The 23749-nt window shown below is 42.2% G+C and carries 21 protein-coding genes; all 21 read right to left on the bottom strand.

Annotated features, from left to right (window positions below):
* Positions 1 to 62 precede the first annotated feature (62 nt).
* Positions 63 to 827, bottom strand: coding sequence for a type I methionyl aminopeptidase (gene map, locus D0S24_RS13755; protein WP_117020448.1), 765 nt, complete (start codon positions 825 to 827; stop codon positions 63 to 65).
* A 78-nt stretch (positions 828 to 905) separates the two neighbouring features.
* Entirely contained in the window at positions 906 to 1253 is a 348-nt protein-coding gene (locus D0S24_RS13750; RefSeq protein WP_117020447.1) for a DUF4180 domain-containing protein, read from the bottom strand.
* A 40-nt stretch (positions 1254 to 1293) separates the two neighbouring features.
* A complete protein-coding gene (locus D0S24_RS13745) occupies positions 1294 to 1650 on the bottom strand; it encodes an iron chaperone (protein WP_117020446.1) in 357 nt (118 codons plus the stop codon).
* A gap of 1 nt (position 1651) precedes the next feature.
* Positions 1652 to 2029, bottom strand: a complete 378-nt coding sequence (locus tag D0S24_RS13740; protein WP_117020445.1) for a DoxX family protein — start codon at positions 2027 to 2029, stop codon at positions 1652 to 1654.
* Between the two features lie 6 nt (positions 2030 to 2035).
* On the bottom strand, positions 2036 to 2500 hold the full coding sequence (locus tag D0S24_RS13735) for an SRPBCC domain-containing protein (RefSeq protein ID WP_117020444.1): 465 nt from the start codon (positions 2498 to 2500) through the stop codon (positions 2036 to 2038).
* A 2-nt stretch (positions 2501 to 2502) separates the two neighbouring features.
* Positions 2503 to 2826 carry a helix-turn-helix transcriptional regulator gene (locus D0S24_RS13730; RefSeq protein ID WP_117020443.1) on the bottom strand — a complete coding sequence of 108 codons (324 nt, stop codon included), beginning with the start codon at positions 2824 to 2826 and terminating at the stop codon, positions 2503 to 2505.
* 272 nt (positions 2827 to 3098) lie between these two features.
* On the bottom strand, positions 3099 to 3491 hold the full coding sequence (locus tag D0S24_RS13725; RefSeq protein WP_117020442.1) for a DUF1398 domain-containing protein: 393 nt from the start codon (positions 3489 to 3491) through the stop codon (positions 3099 to 3101).
* A 219-nt stretch (positions 3492 to 3710) separates the two neighbouring features.
* Complete coding sequence (locus D0S24_RS13720; RefSeq protein ID WP_117020441.1) at positions 3711 to 4235, bottom strand: hypothetical protein; 525 nt, start codon at positions 4233 to 4235, stop codon at positions 3711 to 3713.
* A gap of 69 nt (positions 4236 to 4304) precedes the next feature.
* Positions 4305 to 4685: a response regulator gene (locus tag D0S24_RS13715; RefSeq protein ID WP_117020440.1), complete on the bottom strand. Its 381-nt coding sequence runs from the start codon at positions 4683 to 4685 to the stop codon at positions 4305 to 4307.
* A gap of 11 nt (positions 4686 to 4696) precedes the next feature.
* Positions 4697 to 9937, bottom strand: a complete 5241-nt coding sequence (locus D0S24_RS13710; RefSeq protein ID WP_117020439.1) for a PAS domain S-box protein — start codon at positions 9935 to 9937, stop codon at positions 4697 to 4699.
* Between the two features lie 388 nt (positions 9938 to 10325).
* Entirely contained in the window at positions 10326 to 13073 is a 2748-nt protein-coding gene (locus D0S24_RS13700) for a hypothetical protein (protein WP_117020437.1), read from the bottom strand.
* 370 nt (positions 13074 to 13443) lie between these two features.
* Positions 13444 to 15690 (bottom strand): M56 family metallopeptidase, encoded by a 2247-nt coding sequence (locus tag D0S24_RS13695; RefSeq protein ID WP_117020436.1) that lies wholly within the window; start codon positions 15688 to 15690, stop codon positions 13444 to 13446.
* A gap of 1 nt (position 15691) precedes the next feature.
* On the bottom strand, positions 15692 to 16051 hold the full coding sequence (locus tag D0S24_RS13690; RefSeq protein ID WP_117020579.1) for a BlaI/MecI/CopY family transcriptional regulator: 360 nt from the start codon (positions 16049 to 16051) through the stop codon (positions 15692 to 15694).
* 807 nt (positions 16052 to 16858) lie between these two features.
* Complete coding sequence (locus tag D0S24_RS13675) at positions 16859 to 18256, bottom strand: sulfatase (protein ID WP_117020578.1); 1398 nt, start codon at positions 18254 to 18256, stop codon at positions 16859 to 16861.
* 60 nt (positions 18257 to 18316) lie between these two features.
* Complete coding sequence (locus tag D0S24_RS13670) at positions 18317 to 19291, bottom strand: glycoside hydrolase family 43 protein (protein WP_117020433.1); 975 nt, start codon at positions 19289 to 19291, stop codon at positions 18317 to 18319.
* Positions 19292 to 19356: 65 nt separating this feature from the next.
* Positions 19357 to 21069: an arylsulfatase gene (locus D0S24_RS13665; RefSeq protein ID WP_117020432.1), complete on the bottom strand. Its 1713-nt coding sequence runs from the start codon at positions 21067 to 21069 to the stop codon at positions 19357 to 19359.
* A 261-nt stretch (positions 21070 to 21330) separates the two neighbouring features.
* On the bottom strand, positions 21331 to 21768 hold the full coding sequence (locus D0S24_RS13660) for a cytochrome c oxidase assembly factor Coa1 family protein (RefSeq protein WP_117020431.1): 438 nt from the start codon (positions 21766 to 21768) through the stop codon (positions 21331 to 21333).
* 56 nt (positions 21769 to 21824) lie between these two features.
* Complete coding sequence (locus D0S24_RS13655; RefSeq protein WP_117020430.1) at positions 21825 to 22388, bottom strand: hypothetical protein; 564 nt, start codon at positions 22386 to 22388, stop codon at positions 21825 to 21827.
* 141 nt (positions 22389 to 22529) lie between these two features.
* On the bottom strand, positions 22530 to 22730 hold the full coding sequence (locus D0S24_RS13650; RefSeq protein WP_117020429.1) for a helix-turn-helix transcriptional regulator: 201 nt from the start codon (positions 22728 to 22730) through the stop codon (positions 22530 to 22532).
* Entirely contained in the window at positions 22723 to 23124 is a 402-nt protein-coding gene (locus D0S24_RS13645; protein ID WP_147321459.1) for a hypothetical protein, read from the bottom strand. The genes D0S24_RS13650 and D0S24_RS13645 overlap by 8 nt, the downstream gene beginning before the upstream one ends.
* Positions 23125 to 23255: 131 nt before the next feature.
* Positions 23256 to 23738: a YdeI/OmpD-associated family protein gene (locus D0S24_RS13640; protein WP_117020427.1), complete on the bottom strand. Its 483-nt coding sequence runs from the start codon at positions 23736 to 23738 to the stop codon at positions 23256 to 23258.
* Positions 23739 to 23749 lie beyond the last annotated feature (11 nt).

Below are 23749 nucleotides of genomic sequence, written 5' to 3'. Positions count from 1 at the left end.
CAATTTGGTGAAAATTGTCCCGAACTTCCCAATATAATTCCGGTAGTGAGAAAGCAGGTGATTTAACCCCATATTGCATTGGATTCTGTCAATATAACTGGATAGTTATCCGTCACAAGAATTGTTTGTTCGTGTTGGGTTACATATCCCCCTTTATTGCCCACTAATGTCCAACCGTCATTCAATTCCAAAGCAACAGTCGATTTTGTTGAGATAAAGGTTTCTATAGCCACTGTGCTGTTCTTTTTAAATCGTTCCCTATTGCTTTTAACCCTATAATTTAAAATATTATCAGGTGCTTCGTGTAAACTTCTGCCTACTCCGTGACCAGCTAGATTCTTAATTACCTTAAATCCTGACTTTTTGGCTTCGGTTTCCATTAAATGGCCAATTTCTGAAATTTTCACGCCTCCTTTAATATTACTTATTGCTTTTCTTAAAATTTCTTTGGAAGCATCAACAAGGGGTTGGTGCTTATGCAGGTCCTTTCCAATAATAAATGACCCGCCATTATCCGACCAAAAACCATTAAGTTCGGCAGAAACATCAATATTGATCAAATCCCCATCTTTTAATATTTTGCTTTCGGATGGAATACCGTGGGCTACTTCCTCATTTAGGCTTATACAAGTATACCCAGGAAAACCATAGGTTTTATAAGGAGCGGATCTTGCTCCATATCTTTTTAAAATCTTTCCTCCATATTCATCAAGTTCCTTAGTTGACATTCCTACTTTTGCGTGTTCCCTCATTAATTTTAGCGTAGTTCCAACAACTTCACTAATAGTCTTCATTCCGATCAATTCTGATTCTTTTGTAATCGACATTCCGTTTCTTTTTATTTGGCTAGATCTTGTTATATTCTGATATTTTGTTCCCTATCCCGGGGCAATTGGCCGGAAGTGCTATTTTAATGCCTCGTTAACCGATGGCAAAAAATTGACATGTTTGCCTTTATTGCTTTCATAAATAAAATCCTTTAAGCTTTTACTCGGAATATCTGTAAAGTTGCCAATAATGGCCAAGCCCATGCGATAGTTTGAAAATTTTTGAAGTATGTCTCCCGCCATTCCATTCTTTAGATCAAAAAAATCAGAAGTGATATTTTTTTGATACATTATGATTTTATCAAAACCTTGATAATACATATTGCCCATCAACTCCAAAGCATCGTCCGTACCGTTGATGATTATTTCTTTTGAAATAACTTCCGCTACCCTTATATCCTCTTGAATATGTTCCTTAATTTCCATTTTATGGCCGTGTCTTTTTATCCTTACTACAAAAACAATTTTACAATTCGTTTCGTTTGGCCTGTTCCATAATCAACTGTTTTATTTCGGCCGATGGCACTTCTTGGCCAAACTTGATCTGAATTGTTTTTTTTCCGGTTTTGTACCCTTTTCCTTCCAGTGTTTTACGGACTTCCGTTGTTAAGGAATCTATGCCGAAAGTAACGTGCTTTTTGGCCAAGGAAAACCCTGCAAGAATTCCCCTGTACTTATATATGGGCACGTTCCAACTTATTCCGCCCTCTGCACTAGGTGCGGTTGCTTCAATCAGATTTTTAAGCTTGCTCATTATTTCTTGAGATGCCTCTGGGGAAACAGTAATAAATTCGTCGACAGTTTTTGGTTTTAAATCTTCCATCTTATTGTTTTTCCAATTTTCTGTTTGGAGGTCTAAAATACCAGGATACAATTGTAAGTACCAACAACAATGTTGGACCAAAGAGAGTAATGATTTCATCTCCCACGGCCAAATGTGAAACAATTGCCCCGGTCATTACGAAGAAAAAACCGGAATAGGCCCATTCTTTGAGTAAAGGAAATTTGGGAATCAAGATAGCTAAAATGCCTAAAATTTTCCATATCCCAAGAATTGATAGCAAATAGGTTGGATAACCCAATGTATCCATGCTCTTAACTTCTTCTTCCATCCTTATCAATTGGACTATTCCTGTTGAAAGCATTCCCAGTGAAAGCCAAACGGTGGCCACCCAATATATAATTTTATTTCTTTTTTTCATTTTAATTTATTTTAAGTTGATGAGAATTTCCTGAAGCTTGTTGTGCGCCATATTCAAGCCATATGCGAAGGGTAGTTTTAACTGTTCCGCCCGGTGTTTTTCCGACTTGTAGATGATTTGGATCCTCAACTTGCTTCTGTGGTCCGTAAGCTTTTCAAATTTCAAAAATTCAAGTTGTACCCCAATGGGCATATCTTCCATTTCAAAAGTTCGAACAATTTCTTCATTCGCTACCACTTTGTGAATTGTTCCACTTGCCCTGAACATAATATTGCCATTGTGCGATGTCTCGAACCGGTAACTCCCTAGATTTCTGTGATCTAGCTGTATCACTTTTGTACCCATCCATTGTTCTATAAGATCGGCTTCGGTATAGGCCTTATAAAGCAATTCCACGGGCAGATCAAACTCTCTCGTAATTGTTAGTTCCTGTTTGCCTTCCAAAGCGTCAATTTTTGTGTGTTGTTCCATTCTTATTTATTTGATAAATGATTTTTCATTACGGATTCCAGTTTGCTGAACCTATCGTCCCAAAGTTTCCTGAAAGGTTCGATAAAATCGGCTATATCTTTCATTCCATCCGGATTTAGACGATAATAAATTTCCCTCCCGCTATGCTCTTGTTCCAAAATTTCACATTCGGTGAGAATCTGAATGTGTTTTGAAATGGTTTGTCTTGAATAATCAAAATTCTCGGCAATGGCCGTTGGTGTTAAGGCCTGCATTGCCACTAAAGTTATTATGGTTCTCCGCGTTGGGTCGGCTATAGCCTGAAATACGTCTCTTCTTAATTTCATTATGCAGTTATTTGACTGCAAATATAAACGCAATCATTTAACTGCAAAAATATTTTGAAGAAATTTGTCGGATTTGATATCTAGATACTAGAAGTGAGATGCTAGATACTAGATTTTAGAATTGAGAGACTAGATGTTAGAATTATGTTTAGTGATTTTACAACTTTCAACTTTAAAACTTTGAGCATTGAACTTTTTCCCTGCCAACTGTCACTGCCCACTGAAGACCCTTCAATCAAACCTTGAACCTTGAACCTACCTACCTCATAGCCTTAATTTTGTGGGATTTCCTCGACCAAAATTATGTTTCCTGCTCGGTCATAGTAAGTACAGCTCATCCCATCCATACAGATTGCCCATTTTTCAATGCCGAAGGTGGCGCACATTTTAATGAAAGTCAGGAAATCTGTTTTGCCTTGCTGATGGGCAATTAACGCCTCTTTAAATTCCTCCCCTTTTGAAATATCGGCAACTACCAACGGCTCATACTTTGCAGGAATCTTTGCGGTATAATTATTTGCACCGTGATAGTCAATATGTCCATCGGATACATAAGCTTCATAGTGGGTTACGCCCAAAGCCTTAATTTCTTTAATGTAGGACGGAAAATCTGCACCGGATTTCACTTTGCTATGAGCTGTTTTGATTTCTTCTACTGTAAACATTTTTTCTTGATTTTTAATGGTTGGACAATTTGTTGGATTTCCCGCCATCATAATGGCCAAACCCGATAGGGTCCATGTAGATTTTAGTCTCTATAGCCATTGGGATTCCCTTTTATTTTTTTTTTGCCTTGCCCGGATAAAAATTAACGATGACTTAAACAATACTGTAGCATTGACACGACACTAATGTCCTTTTGACTCTAATATACATTATAACTTTTATAATTTTTCAATACTCTTAATAGTAACGCCAATAAAACAATCATCCATGCAACCATTTTCTACATAACCACAGGTCGAAATCAATCCATTATTTTTCGTTTCGAAATAGGTTGCCGTATGCTCCCTCTTTTTCAACCAATCCGTCTGGGCCTTATCGTATATTTCTTCCAATGTCAGCGCTTCCGCACCTACAGATTCATGGGTTCCAATTTCCCCTTCATTTTCAATCCATTCCAATTCCTCTTCCGGAACATTTTCGATCAACCCTTCGGTAACCGTATATTTAAAATGCCTTTTAATTAATTTTCCATTGGACACCGTTAAGGTCGTTTCCCAAGAGAAGCCGGCCCATGATCCTCCAACAACTTTGTATTTATAGGAATTATTGGTCAATTCCTTAAAATCCGACCATGCCTTGCGACTTTCCTCAAAGTTGTTTTGATATTCCAAATCATCTTTTTCACAAGAAGTGGATGCGCCTGCCATGAGCAATAATATGATAAAGTAGAATTTGCCTTTCATTTATTTAAGTTTATAGGTTCTATATACCATAGATGGATTTAACCTTATTGGTTGCGTTGCCATTGTTGCCTAAATAAGGATAAATTTAATCATGTCCGGCGAAAGTGGTTTGTGGAGAAAGCCTTGGACAAGGCCGTAACTTTTGGACTTTTTAATATCACTGTCGTCTACGGAAGAAGAAACAATATGTATGGAAACATTCCTTGCTTTAATAAAAGCCGTTTTTTCAAGTGCCCCCAGAAATTCCCAGCCATCCATGATGGGCATATTGATATCCAAAAATATATAATAGAAATTTTCGGCCACATAATTTTCCAGGAGAAAGTCCAGAGCCTCTTTTCCGTTCGAATATGAATTTATGACCAGGTCAGGGCTGACCTTTTCTATCATTTTCGTCGAAATATACCTAAAGACGGGGTCATCATCGACAATTATTACCAATTTATCCATCCCTAATGATCTTAAATTCTAATGGAACGTGTTTCACTTACAATTTTACGGATAATTTCGTCCAGTTCGCTACCTGATACTTTTATCTGTTCAAGTAAATAAGGGACATCTTCGGAATCTTTGGGCTCCATATCCAAAAGATTGATTATTCCCAATATACGGGATAAAGGAGATCTTACTACATGGGACTGTGTCCAAGCGATATTCATTAATTTTTTATTCTGGGTTTCGATCGTCTCTATATATTCTTGCTTCTCTGTAATGTCCGTTATGGCACCTACCATACGGACGGCCTCCCCGGATTCGTTCCTGATAATGGCTCCTTTGTCTATCACTGTTTTGACGCCTTCCTTTTCATGCACGATCCTATATTCCTTGCTCCAAAATTCCTTGGAAGGATCTAATAATGCCTTTTTGAGGCTGGATTGTATTTTTTGCAGGTCGTCCGGATGAAAACTATCTTTCCAGATCTCGCTTTCGTTCAAATACTTCTTAACCTTGCTACCAAATAGCCGTTCAAAGCCATCACTTCTAATATATACCTTATTTTCTATGTCCCAGTCCCATATCGCATCCGTGGTTGCCTGGGCCACTTTTTCAAAACGCTCGTTCGCCTGCAGGATCAGAATATCGGTCTCCTTACGTAAGGTGATGTCCTTAAAATAGACGGAAAGTCCATCGTTGCTTGGATAGGCGGATACCTCGAACCATTTTCGCAAGGTAGGATAAAATTCCTCAAAGTTTACCTTCTCCCCGCTTGTCATTGCCTTATTGTATTCGACAAAAAAACCTAGTTCAACGGCATCGGCATATTCTTCCCAAAGATTTTTACCGATGATGTCCTCTCTTTTTCTTCCCAACAAATGCTCTGCCTGATTGTTCCAATAGGTCACCGTCCACTCCTTGTCTACCGCAAAAAAGGCATCCCCGATGCTTTCCAGAATCTGGTTCTTCTCGGCATAGGAATGTTCCAGCTCCTTGGTGGTCATTGAAGTTGCTATTGCTGTGGAAAGGTTGTTTGTTATTGTCTTCAGGAAGGAAATGTCATCAAGGCTCCATTCCCTCTCTTTTTTACAGTCGTCAAAACCTACAAAGCCCCAGAATTTTTTATTGACCACTATAGGAAATGCCAAAACGGATTTGATGTCCTGTTCCATAAGCAGCCTTTTGGTCTCGCTATCCTGCATCTCACTTACGATGGCTTTAAAAGGTCTATTTTGGGACAGGGGTTGTATTAAATTCTGCACTGCGCTAAAGGGAACATTCTGAAGAGTAGGATTATTGATCTGGGAAGGCACCCCATTACCACTCCATTCCAGGCGTTGGCTGGTTTCCAATTCCCCTGTTTTTTCATTGACCGAATTTTGGAAATAGTATATTCGGTCCACTTTAATACACTCTCCCACCCTGCCAAAGGTTTTGTCGATTACCTTGAACCAGTCCTCAAAATTGAGCAGTGCCGCATTCATTTCGGCAATAATGTCCAATTGTTTTGTCTTGTACAGGATCTTTTGGCTGGCCTTCTTTCTTTGGGTAATGTCCCTAAAAAATACACTGATGCCCTCTTCCGACGGATATGCGTTGACTTCCAGCCAAATACCATAAAAGTCTTCAAAGGTAATAGGCTGCTTTGTCTTTAGTACCTTGTTATAATTAACGTAAGAGGGTAGGTCCACCGCATCAGGGAACACCTCCCAAAGGTTTTTGCCGATCAGGTCTTCCCTTTTCACCCCGAGCAAGCGTTCGGCCGTTTTGTTCCAATAGGTCACCGTGAAGTCTTCCTTCATGGCGAAGAAAGCATCCCCTATACTCTCCAGGATCATATTTTTTTCACGGTAGGCCGATTCCAATTCCACCTCGGCCTTTTTCCTTTCGTCTATATTTTTGAAATAGACCGAAACTCCCCCATTGGAAGGATAGGTGTTGATCTCGTACCAAGATCCGTTTCCTGGATAAAGGTATTCAAAGCTCTCGGCCCTGCCTTTTTTGGCGACCCTTTTATATACGGTTTCCAGTTCGGTGCCCAAGGTAGGGACAAATAACTCCCAAAGATTTTTCCCCAATACCTCATCGCTTTTCTTACCAAGCAAATTTTCGGCCTCCCTGTTAAAAAAGGTAAAGCTCCAATCCTTGTCCACGGCATAGAACGCATCCGATATACTGCCCAGGATTTCCTGGAGCTGCAGTTGGGTGGTTTTCATGGTGTGAATATCCTGGATACTTCCATAAATTTTAGTGCACACGCCATTATCACGTTCACTTTTTCCAATGATCCGCACCCATTTTTCCTTTCCCATACTGGTTTTCAATAGTACCTCCTGGTCATATTCCGTGCCGGTTTCTATAAGTTCCGAAATACTTTTTTCTACAATGGGCCTACTATTGGGAGAGTAGAATTCCAGGCCCCCGCTCAATGAGGCATCGTAATCCTCGTCCACTTCGATTATTTTTCTTACGATCGGCGACCAATACATGGCATCGCTTCCCGGTGCCGCCAACAGGTCCATTTCCCAGCTTCCAATTTTGGAGAGTTCCGAGGTTTCTTCCAGGAGATGGGTCAACTTCACCTCTTCCGTGATGTCAAAGACCATAGAATTGAAGAGAATGGTGCCGTCGACCAATTTATAGGGCGTACCATAACCTTCATGCCAACGGATCTTGCCATTGGGCAGGACATACCGCCAGCGACTGTGCCATTGTGTAAGGGTTTCAAGGGATTTTTGGACATCCCGCATCACCGCCTCGTAATCCCCTCCTTTTTTTATGCGATCCCATACGAGGTTAGCGTTTTCCTCACACTGTTCAGGACTAAGATTGTATATTTGATACGCTTTTTTGCTAACGGAATACATTTTGTCCGTCCCATCCGGATATAAGTAATACTGGAAGCTAACACCGGGAAGATCGTTGGAGAGCGCCAAAAGTCGATGCTCGGCCTCTTTCAGTTGGGTAATATCCTGAAAATTCCCATAGAGCCGGACACATTTTCCATTGACCATTTCGGCCTGCCCCATGGCCCTGACCCATTTTTCGTTGCCCTTGGCGGAGATAAAGGCGGCTTCATAATCAAACGTCTCTCCTGTTTCAATGGCCAGATCAACCTTATTCCAAACCTTTTCCCTATGATCTTCCCTATAAAAATTAATGGCATGTTCCAATTCCGGCGTATAGTGCTCCGGGTCGGTCTCATAGATTTGGTGCACCCCTTCGGACCATGTCAACTTTTTATTGATCATATCTATCTCCCAACCACCTATTTTTGCCAATCTCGAGGCATCGGAGACCACTTCCTGTAATTTTTTGGCCTTGGTTGTATCCTTGGCGGTGGCATAGATCACGCCTTCATTCGCTACTACCTTGCAGTGCCAGCTGAGCCAGACCAGATTGCCCGCCTTGGTGATGTAGCGGTTTTCAATTTCAAAGGTTTCCTGCCCGTCCTTTATTTTTTGTACCAGTGCCTCCGAAATCTCCCTGTCTTCCCAATGGATAAACCCTTGGAAGGAATTGCCCACGATCTCATCTTCACCATAACCCAATATGTTGCACCCGGCCTTGTTTATTTTTAGGAAATTTCCCTTAAAATCCAACAAGCAAATAAGGTCTGGCAAGGTCTCGAACAAGTACGTCAGGTCCTCCTCCATACGCTTGCGGCTGATTTCCGATCCCAGATAATCCTCCAATTTGGAAAGTACCGGATAATGGGCCTTGAAATGTTTTTCATTTTCTTGGGTGCCTACAACCATAACACCAACAAAATTGCCCTGATGTTTCAAGGGAATGCCCAATACCGACTTGATCCCCGATAGTTTTGCGGCCTTTTTTCTGACAAAAAGGTGATTCCGGTCAATGTTGCCCCAAAGCACCGATTGTCCGGTTTTCCACACCGTACCGGGAATCCCATCCCCCAGTTCCATTTCATGGATATCCCTGGAGTGTTCGTAAAATATCCCACCGGCATCATCATTCCCGAACATGGCCGCGAACCGAAGGCTGTTCTTGTGGATACTGGGCAGCCAAACCTCACAAAATGTGAAATCCCCGTAAAGGGCAACCAATTTGCATATCCGATCAAGGGAACTGCCAAGGCTTAGCCTTTCCTTGAAGCTGGCACTGATCTTGGCCAGAAAATCCTTTTCCAGCTGGGCATCGATCTTTGAGGTTACATCCCTTTGGATGGCAATATAATGTGATACCGAACCTTTGATATCCTTGACGGGCGAAGCCGCAATGTTGATCCAGAAGGGCGTTCCATTTTTCCGGTAATTGGTAACGGTGACCTCACAGGATTCCCCTTTGGTCAAGGTGTTGTAAAACAGTTCCAAATCATTTCTGTCGGTCTTCGGACCTCTCAAGATGTCAGGGGTCCTGCCAATGACCTCTTCTGGTCTATACCCTGTCATTTGGGTAAATGCCCTGTTTACATATACTATTTTTGGATCTTGTTCTTCCAGAGGCCCACCATCGGTGATCATAATGGAATCATTGGTATGGGTTACCACACTCTCCAATAATTGCAACCGCTGTCCTTCCACTATCCTATCCGTAATGTACTGTACCGTCCCCTCAAAGAAATCGGGCTCTCCGTCTGCATTCCTGATTAATTTTCCCTGTTCCCGTACCCATCTTGTACTACCATCGGGAAGGAGGATGCGGTGTACAAAATCCAATTCTTTTTGTCCGTGGAACAAAGAGGTCATGTTATCATAAAAAAGCTTCCGGTCCCCTTTGGGCAGGTAATTGAAAATATGTTCTATGGTCAATGGCCATTCCTCCCTGTTCCTTCCCCATATGGCGAAGACCTCATCGGAGAGATTAAGGGAGTCGTTTATAGTATCGTATTTCCAATATCCCAAATTGGAAATTTGCCCATCCTTACTATATTGGTTTTCTTTTAAAGAAGGCTCAATTACATGCTGATGCCCCATGGTATGGGCCGTGACCATCACACAATTTCTTTGTTGAAAAACCAGTTTTTGGCACATCAACTTAACATTTTTTAGTGCCTTATTTTTAGTTTTTATGTTTACACTCTGAAACTGGTCGTTTTGCTTTATTTCGTTATTTGAAATCAAGAATTGATCCAAATCCCACTCCAGGACTATTTCATTAATAGAAAGGCCAAGAAATTCTTCCCTACCATATCCAAATAGACCCAAAGCGGCCTCATTGACTTCAATGATTTTACCGCTCTCCAAATCATAGATCCAATTGGAAAAGGGGCTGGATTGGAAAAGTGTTCTATAATCTATCATTAAATCCTAATTCACATGACACAGGATTGTTGCCAATCCGCAAATATACTAAAGATTTTAACGTTTAAAATTCCTACAAATTATAATGGGAGTCCCAATTTTTCCGAAGATCCTTTTATTAAGTCCCTTGTCCAACACTAAAAGTTTGGCATTTATGCATTTGGCATTACTCTATTTTCCAAGAAAATACTTAGTACTGGATGATAGGTGGGCCTTTTTAGTTGGCAGTTGCAGTTGGCAAAAAGTAGTGGATAAAAATTACATGGCAGTCGGCAAAGGTGGGCATGCGTCGGAGCTCCCGATAGAGTTACGGGATTAAATCCCACTTAGTAAGTAAAACATTATACCCCAACTATAAGTTCCCGGTTTTCCATAGGACCATCACCTTCTAAGGATCCCCCTCCCCTACACGGTACATTTTTTCCTGGTACCCGATACGCCCATCCTTGGAAATGGCCTCTACAACAATTATATAATCCCCCGCAATATCGCCATTGTAAAAACTGACCGATGCCCTTCCGTTTTGATCGGTCCTTATGCTTGGAGACCAATGGATCAATGATCTTAGATCAGGTTTTTGACTATCAGGTTCCTGTGCGTTATACTTGGGGGCATAGAATTCCCTTTCCGGGGAGAAGACCGCCATGGTAGATTCGAGCGTGCCAGGTGCAGGTCTATCGGTACCATGGATGCCTACCCCGTCCTTGGTATAGACAGAAATGATATGGCCCAAAGTGGGTACCTCCAAGGGATGTGTATCGGGAAAAACGGTCAGATACTGTTTGGTAAAAAATTTGGCATATTTTATTAGTTCCACACTTTCCACTATGCCGGGAGGCATGTGGGGCACAAATTCATACTGCTCCTTTGCCAGCAATTTGCCATCCACCACCAGCAAGGTCGGTTCCCTGCGCCCCCCTTTAATGTGGGCCAGCATAAAGCCATCGGAGAACTGCTCTATGGTTATCTGGTCTCCATACTCGAACATCAGGATACTGTACAGGCCGTAGGACCATTTTCTTTCTTTGGAACGCAGCACATCCCCTTCTATGACCACGTCCGGCTCCCCAAATTGTTTGTACGCCTGCTGCCGTTCAGGGGTCAACCGATAGCCCTCTACCACTACTTCGTCCAATTGGGTTACCCCATAAAGGGAATCGAAAATGGCCTCCGTTTTTTGCCGTTCCCATTGGGCCCATACTACGGCCCGGGCAACGGGATCCACTTTTTGCATGGAAATAATGGGTTCATACTCCACTTTAGGACGGTTAAGGGTATCCATCAAAATGTTATAATTGTTTTTTTTGCCCTCTTGGTCCTTGCTATTGAGCAATACCTTCATCCGTTTGCCATAGGCATCGTCCAATAAAAAATGGAACCTACCCATACTGTCCGTTTTCTGGGAATAGAAAGTAGGTGCCTTGCCAAAGGTGACCAGGGAGATATCGGCAGCATTGACAAGTTCCCTTTTGGGAAAGCCCGAACGTAGGGTACCCTTTACTTCGAGTGCCGGTTGGGGCCAATAGAACCGAGCGCCCTGACCCTTTACTGGATATTTGTAACGGCGCCACCCTTGGGTCAGTAGCAATGCATCCAGATCGTTGTAGTTATTTGGCCCATCTTCCCTGAAGTAGTGGTCGGGCTCTTCCACCTCCCCCCTTAGTTCGGAGGACAGCAAAAAGTAGGAACGAATGGTCCCTCCCTTGCCTTGGTGCCATTGTTCCCTGTTTATGGCCAAAATGGAAAGGTCGGTGTTCGTTGGGTCAAGACCTTCTCCTGAAACCTCAATATGGAGCTTGGTAGGTTCCTTCCTGCCATAAAGTATATTGTCCGTGGACAAAGATATATCCAGCCCCTCCTTTCCAGATTCGTTAAAGTAGAGGCGTTCCGCCAAGGGATTCCTATTGGAATCCATCAGGGTAAATACGATGATACCTTCCGGCAACTTGTTGGACGGCATCTGGTAGACAAAGCGACCATCCCGCAAAGGCCCTTCCATTAAATAATAATCCAATCCCCTACAACTGGCCTTTACAAAAACACGGTCGTTTATGATGTTGGATTCCACTTGGATACGGATCTTGTCCCTGGCCCTGCCCACAGATAGAATGCTCCCCTTGGAAACCGTTTTGGGCAAGGGATAGGTTGCCTCCGTTTCCAGGCTGTCCGTATAAACAATGTTTGCACTATAGGAAGTACTGCTATCGGCATCCAGAAAGAAAAAACCCATACCCAAATGGTTGCTCCTAAAAGAGGTTACCTTTTGGCCTGAGGCATCCAAAACCTCGCCTTGGACCTGCTTTCCATTTCCATCCAGACCCACTGCCTTAAAACCGATTTTATTGCGGAACCCATGTATGATTTCACCGCCCTCCGGAAAGAACTGTAGGTCCAAGGGCGGAGTGTCCAGAACTATGGTCTTGGTATGCCTAGGTCTTTGTCCCGTGTCCAAGGTGAGCGTAACCCAATCCAATTTTTCCGGGATTTCATAATACAAGGGATATAGGTCCCTGCCCTTCCTGTTGACCGTGATCGTATCCTTGCCCTTGCCCCAGTCCAGATATACCTGGATCTGCCGTTCGCCTTCACTCTCCAATACCTGTGGCAGGAACCGGCCGGTCAAGGTCCAACCTCCGTCCTCCTTTTCCGTTACGGTCAAGTCTTCAATGGGGTCCTTATCGTTTTGGGCCGGGGCATAAAGGTCCACATAGGCCTTGAACATAAAATCGTCCCCGAAATTTCGGTTCCATTGGGTATAGGCACGGATCAAATAACGCCCTGGCTGCATGTTCTTATGGAGCTCAAAGGCGCCATTGCCGATACCCTGTTCAAGCTTCACCAATCTATGTGCAACAATTTGTTCATTGGGCCCAATGAGGTCTACATAGAGCAAGCGACTTAGTTTGGAGGGCATATGGTTTTCCGTGCCGGTAACAATGGCCTTGAACCATATGTCCTGGTCCATGGCATAGGCATTGGAATGGAGTTGCAGGTAAATCTTTTCCGCTACGGATGTGTCTAGATTGCCATTATACTTCTGTGAAAAACCGCCAATGGAAATTAATAAAATGATAAGGGAACACCCGGTATGAACGGATTGGAAAAAATGGATGATATGGTCCTTAAATTTATTCATTTAGCGGGATTTGGATGCTCCAACGCCATTATAAAAATGCTATCCATAATTCCATTTGGACGTCCCATGGGTTTTCCCTGACATACTTGACTTAAAGATATATATTTCTATATAATATTTAGCGACAAGCCGGGGAATTTTATGGGAAGTGTGTTTGTGATATATATACGGTGGTCATAGTTTTGGGTTAACAATTTCAAAATAGTTTTTTCAATGATTTAGTGCCCGATCAAGCATAAATCTACGAATAATTTAAACCTTGACCGGGCCACTAATGAAACGAATTGAAGATGACCTAAGGATTATTTTGATTTCCAATTCCTATGGCCAATTGCTACTGAGTGCCGATTTCCTGCAAAAGTATTATGGATTATTCCTTTTTTAATACAATTTCAATGACCCCATTCTTTGCTTGGTCCCCATATTTTTTAATGGCTTCTTTATTAGCTGCGGGTATTGGAAAAAACATCTTGATTTGATTTACAGAAATCAGTTCCAAATCCTTTTTGGCAGAAGGTATCCCGTTAATGAGTATCAGCGCCTTATCGATATCCGGATAACGACTTTCCAAAGGCGCCATTTTGTCCATTTGTCCGTAATGTTCCAAAAGGTTCCCGTTTGGATCTGATATATTCGGTCCAGCACTCACCTTCCAGGGACTTTGGGCCTTTGCTTCCGCTGAATGTGCATTGGCACTTTTGGTCTTAACTTCAATGACCCCATCTTTGGCTGTATCCCCGTATTTATCTATCGCTTTTTGGCCTTTTAGTACTACCACGGATTCAATATCTTCCGGTTTTATTTTTTCGAAATTGCTTTTGGAGGTCTCTTTTCCATCCAAGATGATTAAAGGGTTTTCCTTTCCGGGCCTTAATTTTATCCCAGAGGTTTTGTCTGTCCCCGTTTGGCGGACATTGATGGAGTCATGGGGTTTTAGGGTAATGGAAGCTGCTTTGTGGCCATCCCCAGGATGGTTGTCTGGAAGGTTCGAATTGTTTTTCTTCATTGTAATCTCTATAACCCCGTCCTTCCCTTTGTCGCCATATTTTTCGATCGATTTGGGACCTTTCCATATCTCGACGGATTTAATAGTTTCTGGGTCTATCTTGTCCATTTCATTTTTTGAAATTTCCTTTCCATCCATGAGTATTAAAGAATCATCCTGATCTCCAATATCCAATTTCACCCCAGAGGCACTACCTATAGCTAAGGGGTGGCCCGAAAGAGAATCATGGATTATCACTGTTGATTTATTATTTCCTTCTGCTTTCCGAACCCCTGTGCCGGACAATACTTCACCGTACTCATAGTTGTTAACCTTTTCCAGTCCTTCATTTAGGCCTGAGTTTGGTTTTGGGGAGCCATAAAGTATTATTTTCTCATCTCGTTTTTCATTTTCACCAACAATAAATTGGCCATTGATTTTGCTTCTTCCAAAATAGATTGTCTCAATTCCATTGGGGTCTTGATAGTTTCCAGACACAAATCCTTGATCATTGATTTTATAGGATAGTGCAATCTTTGCAATCAGTCCAGTTTTGTTTCTTTTTAAATCCTTTATTTTAAGTACCCCTCCCTGACCTGCAATTTCATCGACCATGTCAGACAATTCTATATCGGTTGTACCTTTTTTTATTTGATATACTTTTTGAATGGAATCCTTTAACGTTCCAAAGGGTATTAATAAAGGGTTCAATGTTTTTAATTGAGCTTCTGTACTTTCAATAGGCGATGATAACTGGTTTAATGCCTTTACCCTGGCCTCTGTCTTAATATTAAACATGAAGATGAATGCCATAAGAAAGGGCAACATTAACGTATACTTGATTTCGTTTTTTCGGTTCGATCTGTTTTTGTTCAGCATGTTGATTCGTTTTTTGATGGATGAGTTAAAAAATGGGGTAACCAAGGAGTAATGCCTTTCACCAACCCCTGTTCTTAACAATAGGTATTGATATTCCGTCCTATTGGTATTGAGGGCAATGGTTTCGGTGTCCGCCATATATTCCAGATTGTTGTCCATACTGGCCCTATACCACCAAATAAAGGGATTGCACCATTGAAAAATGGTAAACAGGTGCATCACAACAATATCCAGGGAATGATTTCTTTGTACATGGATCCTTTCATGTAACAAAATGGTATGCAGTTCCGAGGGGCTATGTAGATTTGGATTATAAACCACATATCTAAAAAAAGAAAATGGAGAAACATTTTTGTTGGTTTCTACCTTAATGAACTTTCCATCTTTAAACGTAATACTATTTGAAATCAACCTGTAGAGCGATAGCAGTTGGATGGCAAATCGCATCATAAATAGGAATACGCCAGCGATATACCCATAAAATAAGAGCGAAAACCAATCCAAAGGAGTTTCCTTGCTTAGAGGTGCCATCACAAAATTTTCCATATTGCTCGGATTTATGGGCGTAGGTTGCAGCCAAACGGTTTTGGTGATGACCATAAGGGGGAGCACAATGGATAGTCCCAAGCCTACCATTAGATATATTCGGTTCGCCTTAAAAAAGGTTTCCCGTCTTAGCAGTAGCACATAGAACAACAGAAAAAGAGCAGTGATGCCAGAGGACTTTAAAAGATAGATAAGAAACTGTTCCATGTTATTTGTTCTTTTCGATGGCGGCAATAATATCCTTTAACTCCGCTATGGATATTTTTTCTTCCTTGGCAAAAAAGGACACCAGACTTTTATAGGAATTCTCGTAATAGTCGGAGATAGTGGAATTGATAAACTTTGCGCGATACTCCTCTTTGCTGACCAAGGGATAGTACCTATGTGTATGCCCGAAGGCCTCATGGTCCACGTATTTTTTCTCTTCCAGTTGCCGCACTAGGGTGGACATGGTGTTGTAGTGGGGCTTTTCACCTTTCACTTCGGCCAAAATTTCTTTGACAAAAGCTTTTTTAAGTTTCCAAAGCACTTTCATCACTTCTTCTTCCTTATTGGTCAATTTCTCCATACGGGTATTATTTTTATCAAACATAAAACTATTTTTTCAGTTATAAAACTATTTTTATAGTTAATTAACTAATTTTTAAGTTTCAATCGGTAAAATGAGGGATGAATTACAATTTTTGGGTATTGGGTAATTATGCGAAAAATGGAGCTAATCAAGGAGGGAATTCTTTATTTCCAATACTTATGGACGGTATACTGAATACCTTTATTTTGCTTTGGTCAGGCCAATTATTGCTTTGTTTTCCTGAAGTGGCACTGATTAAAACGGAAAGTTTGGTACTTATTACAGGAATATATTAAAAATTGGCAGTGCCTATAGTAATGGCAAACTGGGCTAGGGTTTGGTTATAATAGCGCTGGGCTTGTTGGGGGTCTCAGGTTTTTCGGAACAGGTTGTGACCAGTACAGGGGTTGGTTGTTAGAAAATGCTTTTTTTAATTACATCCTGAATTTTACTAAGATTTTCCGATGGAAAATCAGAAGCTAGGCAACTAAAATTAGTTAGCTAAAAACTAACAATTATTTATATATCACATTGTTCAACGTCTATTTTATCAATTTCAAAATATCTTTTCCATAGTATAAAATTCCAACAGAAATTATTAAGAATAGGAATAAACCAGTTCTTAATCCGGCGTTAAAACCATCTCGTAGGCCTTGAACTATCAGTAATAAAATAAAGGGTAAAACATCATAGGATTGGATTTGTAGGCCAAAAACGCAGTTTTTTTTGGGATTCGCCATTGAACTAAGCGGTGACGTTTCTGCACTTACAATGCTATGGGATTAATCCTCTTTATCCCCGCTGCTACTTGGGGTTCATCCTTTCCGGGGTAAGCACGGGCAAGTACATCCTCCAGGTCCATAGTCTTTCCTTGAGGTCCTTTACCAGGGAAGGATGTTGTCCGGATACATTTTGGGTTTCAAATTTATCCTTTTCCATATTGTAAAGCTCCACATTGTTCTTGCGATAATCTACAAGTAGTTTCCATTGGCCCGACCTTATGGCAAGGTTCGGACTTTTGTAGTTCTCCTGTTTTGGATAGTTGAAGCCATAGGAATTTCTGCCATATTCCCAATAAATATCGCCCTTTCTCTCCGAGGGGATTCCCAAGAAAACGCCCTGCCTATTTTCCCCATCCCCTTTATAGTTCGGGGGAAGCCCTATCCCTGCCATGGCGGCCAAACTGGGAAGCAGATCCGTAGCACTGATTACGGAACTATTATCCGTTTTTCCCATGGGTACATGTCCCGGCCATTTGATGATGAAAGGCATGCGGATGCCTCCTTCATACAGCGAAAGCTTGGTACCGCGAAGACCTGCCGACCTACTTCCCCTAAAGCTGGGCAAGGGGCCATTGTCACTTGTAAAGATCAAGATAGTGTTCTCTTCCATGCCAAGTTCCTTGAGGCCGTCCAACAATCTTCCCATCTGTTTGTCATAGGTATCCAGGACCATCTTAAATGCCTTTTCCTCCGTGGGGTCCATGGGAAACTTGCCTGAATGGCGCGTTCCGGCCCCTGGCACCCAGGGTGTGTGCATGTCATCCGGCCAAAGGTTTACAAAACAGGGACGCTCTTTGTTCCTTTTGAGAAAATCCAGCGTTTTATCAACAAAGTATTTTGTTCTGTCCCAACGTTTTATACTATCCTGTGGCGACCAGATCCAATCGGTAGCCGTAATCTGTGGATCAGGGGCCGGGCTTTCATAGGTGCTTATATGTTCATCAAAACCATAGCGGTCAAAATTGGGAGCGTCCAATACATCGCGACCTCCCCCCATGTGCCATTTTCCAAAGTGGCCTGTGGCATAGCCCCCATCCTTGAATATTTTGGCCATGGAAGGTGCATGCACATTAAGATAGTTTGCCTGCTCGGCTTCCAAATTGCTCTGCCTATCGTTCAAAAAGGTGGTAAAGTTCCAATTGGCGGGATGCATCCCGGTCAATATGCTTACGCGGGAAGGGGAACAGATGGGGGAACCGCTATAATATTGCATAATTTTTGTCCCTTCCGCCGCCATTCTGTCTATATTGGGGGTATTTACATAGTCGCCGCCGTTAAAACAACTGATGTCCCCATAGCCCATATCGTCCGTTAGTATAAGGATAATATTGGGCCTTTTCTGTTGTTGGGCCATGGCGTTTAGGCCGATAAGACAGGAGCAGCACAACAATGCCAATTTCTTGATGTTCTTGTTTTTCATTCCATTCGCTATTAATAAACCGGAACCCACAGGCTTGTTGTTCCAATTATCCAAATCACTCTATTTGGACAGTACAGGTACAATAATACTGTTTTCTTCCAACCTAAACTTATAGAGTCCTTCTTTTGGATCCCATTGCTTTGTAACGGGAACTATCCTTGTCCTTCTTGGGCTTATCTGTTTATCATCAAAATGGACATGGTACACATAATATAGTTGGCCGCCCGGTCCTTGAAATAGATCCCCGTGCCCCGAACCGTTTTCCCCCACAATGGAACGGTGGATGATAGGGCTGTCCTTTTGCTTGACCCAAGGGCCATAGGGGGAATCGGAAACCGCATAGCCCACGGAATAATCAACGTTCCTGAAATGATTGGCCGAGTAAAACAGATAATACTTGTCCTTCAGCTTGATAACGGTAGGCCCTTCCATAATGGGTACCGACCTATAGGCCGGAGTGGCCTCCCAAGGTTCCGTTTGGCCAAAGCACCTCTTTAGGGTCTCCGGCCTCATTTTTCCCTTTTCCATATCCAACTCGGCCACCCAGAGGTAGTTGCCATTATTAAAACGCACATGGTAGAGGTAATGCTTGCCGTCATCATCCCTAAAAATGAAGGAGTCGATATTCTTTTCCGATCCATCGATAGGACCTACTTGCTTTTGTTGGTAAGGGCCCAAAACAGATTTTGATCGGGCCAGTACCGTTTGTTCATTGGCCGTGTAGGTCAAATAATAGCTGTCTCTTCCTTTGAATATTTGCGGTGCCCAAAAGCCTTCGGTGCCATAGGTATGCCCTCCCTTCGTCAAGAGCATATGCACCTTGGCGCCTTCAGGTAAGGCCCAGTGCTTCAGGTCCGTGGATTCCAAAACAGAAAATCCCGCCGGTCCTCCCCTGCTTCCGCCGGTTCCGGTAAGGTAGTATTTGCCCTCATCAACATATACGGTCGGATCCGCAAAAAATAGTTCTTGGCCTTGCTGTGACCTCAATTGCATGGCACTGACAAACATGACCAAATATAGAGCAGTGTATTTCATTTTTATGGTTTTTATCAAAAGCTTTCATTCATTTTTCTTCCCCCTAATAGAGTATTGAATTCCTTTCACTTTCCCTGTGGTTTTCCAAACACATTGTTTTTCACGGCCCAATCATTCCAGAGGCTGTCCAAATTTTGCACCACCCCGGGATATTGGTCGGCCACATTTTGGGTCTCTGATCGGTCCTCGCTAATCTTGAACAATTGCCATGGTTCCTTGGCATCAGGTGTTACCAATTTCCAATCGGCCGTCCGGACGGACCGTCCCCCTTCATGTTCATTAAAAAGAAATGGATGGCCGGTACGGGTCTTTCCCGAAAAAATTGGGACCAGGCTTTTGCCTTCCATGGGAGAAATTTCATTACCGGCATAAGATTGGGGGTAAGAGGCATGGGCCACATCCAAAAATGTCGCCATAAAATCCATTACATGGCCAATCTGATCCGAAAAGCCCCCTTTGTCCCGGATTCCATTGGGCCAATGGGCGATCATAGGGGTATGGACACCTCCCTCAAAGGACTCCATTTTCCAATAACCAAAGGGGGTGTTGGATACATTGGCCCATCGCTTTCCAATGGACGCAAATGTGGTCTGCGGTCCCGGCATCACATCCTTGCCCACAGGATATGCGATAGGCCTACCATCCCTTGTTTGGCTGGGCCTGTCAAATCCGGGTCCATACCGCATACTGTCTTCGTAACTGGCCCCATTATCACTTAGAAAAACGATCAGGGTATTCTCAAGTTCCCCGGTTTCCTTCAATGTGCTGATGATCCTGCCTATCCCTTGGTCCATTCGGTCTATCATGGCTGCATGGACTGCCATGGCCCGGGCGTCCCATTCCTTGTGCGGGTTGTCTTCCCATTGCAGTTCATCCCCAAACCTTTTTGTTAAAAGGTACTTGTCCGGATCCAATAATCCGGATTTGGTCATGCGTTCGTACCGCTGTTTCCTTATGGCCTGCCACCCCACCTTATAGGTATTCCCATATTTTTCTATATCCTCGGGAAGCGCATGGAGCGGCCAATGCGGGGCAGTATGTGCCACATAAAGAAAAAACGGCCTGTCTTTCCTGCTCCACTGTTTAATATATACCGAAGCCGTGTCGTTTATGGCATCCGTATGGTAATAATCCTTGGGGACTTCCTTGACCGGTTCGGTACCGTCCACCAGACTAAAAGGGTCAAAAAAATCCACTACGCCCCAAATGTTGCCATAGTATTTCTCAAAACCCCGTTTGGTCGGATACTGTTCTATGGGTGAAAACAGTTCGTGCTGTTCTTGGTGGTTCAACCAATTCAGTTGTTTTTCAGGAGTTTCTTGGATCAAGGTGTTCGAAACATGCCATTTCCCCACCATACCCGTGTGATAGCCCGAAACTTTGAGGGTTTCCGCCAAGGTAACCGTATTCCCCGTAAGATGTCCCCGATAACCCTCTTGGCCGGTATCGGTGGTCATGTGGCCGATACCCGCCCGATGATTGTAGAGTCCCGTTAAAAGTGAGGCACGGGTAGGACAGCACCTGGATGTATTGTAGAACTGGGTAAAGCGCAATCCGTTCGCTGCGAGCTTATCCAGGTTTGGAGTATTTATTTCCCCGCCGTAGCAGCCCAGATCGGAAAATCCGAGGTCATCGGCCATGATGAGCACAATGTTTGGCCTGCTGTCTTCCTCTTTTTTCGGGTCACTATCATTTTTTTTATCATTGGCACCACATTGGGACAAAAATATCCCCAAGGAAACCAGAGCGAGTGATTTGAATAATTGATTATATCTCATTTTGTTGGATTGAAAAGGCATAATTGGTCTTGGTATATTAGGTTTCGTAGAGCTCTTTACAGCACGAGCCCGCCCGTATCCGTTCGGACGAGCGTGACGCTCGCGCTACCGGGAGTTGGAGAATTTTTTTTGTTATCCTTAAGGGACACAGACATAAAACGGATTGGTTGGCACTAAAGAACGAAATATCATCGGATTTGGCAATTTCAATAATACCGAATAATGAAATTCGGGTTTGGTAATACCTCGTTACCTACAGATTTATTCTTCATTTTCAAGAACGACAATCGGTTCTTTAAGATTTTTGCCTACAATTGAAATATTATTATATTTCCATTTATCCTTATTCCAATCCGCAAAAACCCTCATTCTGCCCTTTCCCTTGGAACCTTTGACCTGAACATAGATATCGATAGTAGTATCATTGTTTGAATAGTTCACAATCCCTTGCATTATATCAATTGCATTAATGGGTTCCAAGGTACCCAATACTCCCACAACCTCCTTGTTTTCATGGGCTTTCGACAGGGCATTATCCATTAGGTAGGGATCTACATAAACTTTTGCAATATTGGAAATTCTTGTTCCTATTGGTGAGGTCCCGATAGATACGACCAACAATAACAAAATGCCAAACACAGGAAGAAACCATTTCCAATTCCGTTTCCACCAACTTCTATGTTCAATTAATTCGTCCATTTTTTTAAATTATGGTTAACATTATCGGGTTAAATCATATAAGCCAAGACAGAATTTTACATGAGATTAAAAGTTAAAAACCAGCTATATCCGGGCTGATTTATCAGAATCCATGCAAGTAACTTGTTGGTTTCGGGATCAAATAACAATACCCCTAAAGGATTTTCCGGTTCCTCCTTTTTAAAATAGGCAAAAACATTCTCGTCGTTGGTATACATTTTTTCTCCATCAACAAATTCCGATTCGGCCTTTTCCTCATTGAAAGGCTCATATATTTTATGATTTTTATAAAATCTTACCGGTTTTGCATCCAAATTCTGAACTCCGATACTGTCTATGGTTTTTCTAAAAAAAGAAAAAAGATTGTCGAAAGCAACAATTCTTTTTTCCTTCCTTTCAACAACCGTATCATTTAGTATGTTGTCGAAGTAAATATAATATTTAAATAAACTATCCCTTGGAATTTCAGATTGATCTTTCTTATAAACGTAATTTGCCAATTTGGTTAGCTTTGAATATTGAGCTAATTCGTTTTCAGTCCAATTTTCAGAGCTATGTTGTCCAAATCCGAAACTTGTGGTTAGTAAAATTATTCCAACTATCACTATTCTTTTTTCCATAATCCATAATGATTATCGTATGCTGACTAATCTTAAAAAGCTATTGATATTCAGGTTATTTACAAAACCAAGATATTCCGGTTTCAATCCAAATTTATCATTTTGCGTTTTAATAACCAACATAATGGCATTAACATAACACTATAATTCATCTTTAAACAGAAATACTTCCTCAATACCCATCTTGAAAACCCGTGAAATATCATAAGCCAATTTCAATGAGGGATTGTACTTGTCCTGTTCAAGGAAAACAATGGTTTCCCTACGCACATTGACCGCTTGGGCCAAGTCTTTTTGTGTTAGGCCGTCCCTTGCCCTTAATTCCTTGATGCGGTTAGTCATTGTTCAACCCCTTCTCCTTATGGTACAACCAGAAAAGGGCGTAAATAAGGGCCATACCTATGATTCCCACACCGATCGGGATTACATTCTGGCCTGAAAACATGGCAAAAATGAGTATTACGACCCATAATCCATAGGAATAGGGAAATGAATTACGCGCCGCATTCCTGCTCAATGCAAGGGAAAATTCGTCATCGGCAGGTATGCCCTTCAGCTCGTCCCGAAGCCTTTTGAAATAGAACAGGGTACTGACGATCATGGTCAATAGCACCAGGGCAAAAACGAAATAATGGGCGGTCTCCAAGGCTATGAAGGTGGACAACTTATAAAACGAGAAACTGAACGCTATCGTACCCACTAGCCCGCATAGGAATAAAAGTTTTGCAGATTTCATTTGTAAAAAATTAAAAGTTATGTTTTTCTAACACAAAGTTAGAAATATATAACACAACTAAAAATATTTTTAAGAAAATTTTATTTTTTTGCAATATTTATTTTTGAAAAAAGATTGGTGGCAAGTGCAATTTATGGCCTGTCCCTTCCAATAAACCGCTCTTTCCCAAGGAGGAACCCAATCGCCCTGGCAACATTCTTTTCAATGCTTTTTTCGGTTTTCAGGAAGGAAATATACTTTATGATCTCCCTTCGCCTTGAGGTAGGCAGGGCATCGAACACCTTTTTGGCCTCCGGATTTTCTTTGAGGGCCTTCAACAATTTAGGATGGGGGTCCACCGTTCTCTCGGACGGGTCGAACGCTACGGTAACCTCCAACATTTCCCCGATTCGATCCGGGGAGTTTTTCAACATCCTAGTATTTACATACAACCTCCACTCCCCCCGATATTTGACCAGCGTCTGTATGTACTTTTCACCATTTACCGAACCACTGATGGGAATAGGCCCTTTATCCTTTCCCACTTGCCCGAACAGCTCGTTCAGGATTACATCAGGGACAAATACAAAGGGGTTGATTCCGATTATTTCCAGTTTTGCCTTAAATTTGTACAATGCTATTTGAC

The organism is Arenibacter sp. P308M17, from assembly GCF_003426735.1.
In the GTDB taxonomy this organism is placed as follows: domain Bacteria; phylum Bacteroidota; class Bacteroidia; order Flavobacteriales; family Flavobacteriaceae; genus Arenibacter.
This window is presented reverse-complemented; position numbering and strand designations above follow the sequence as displayed.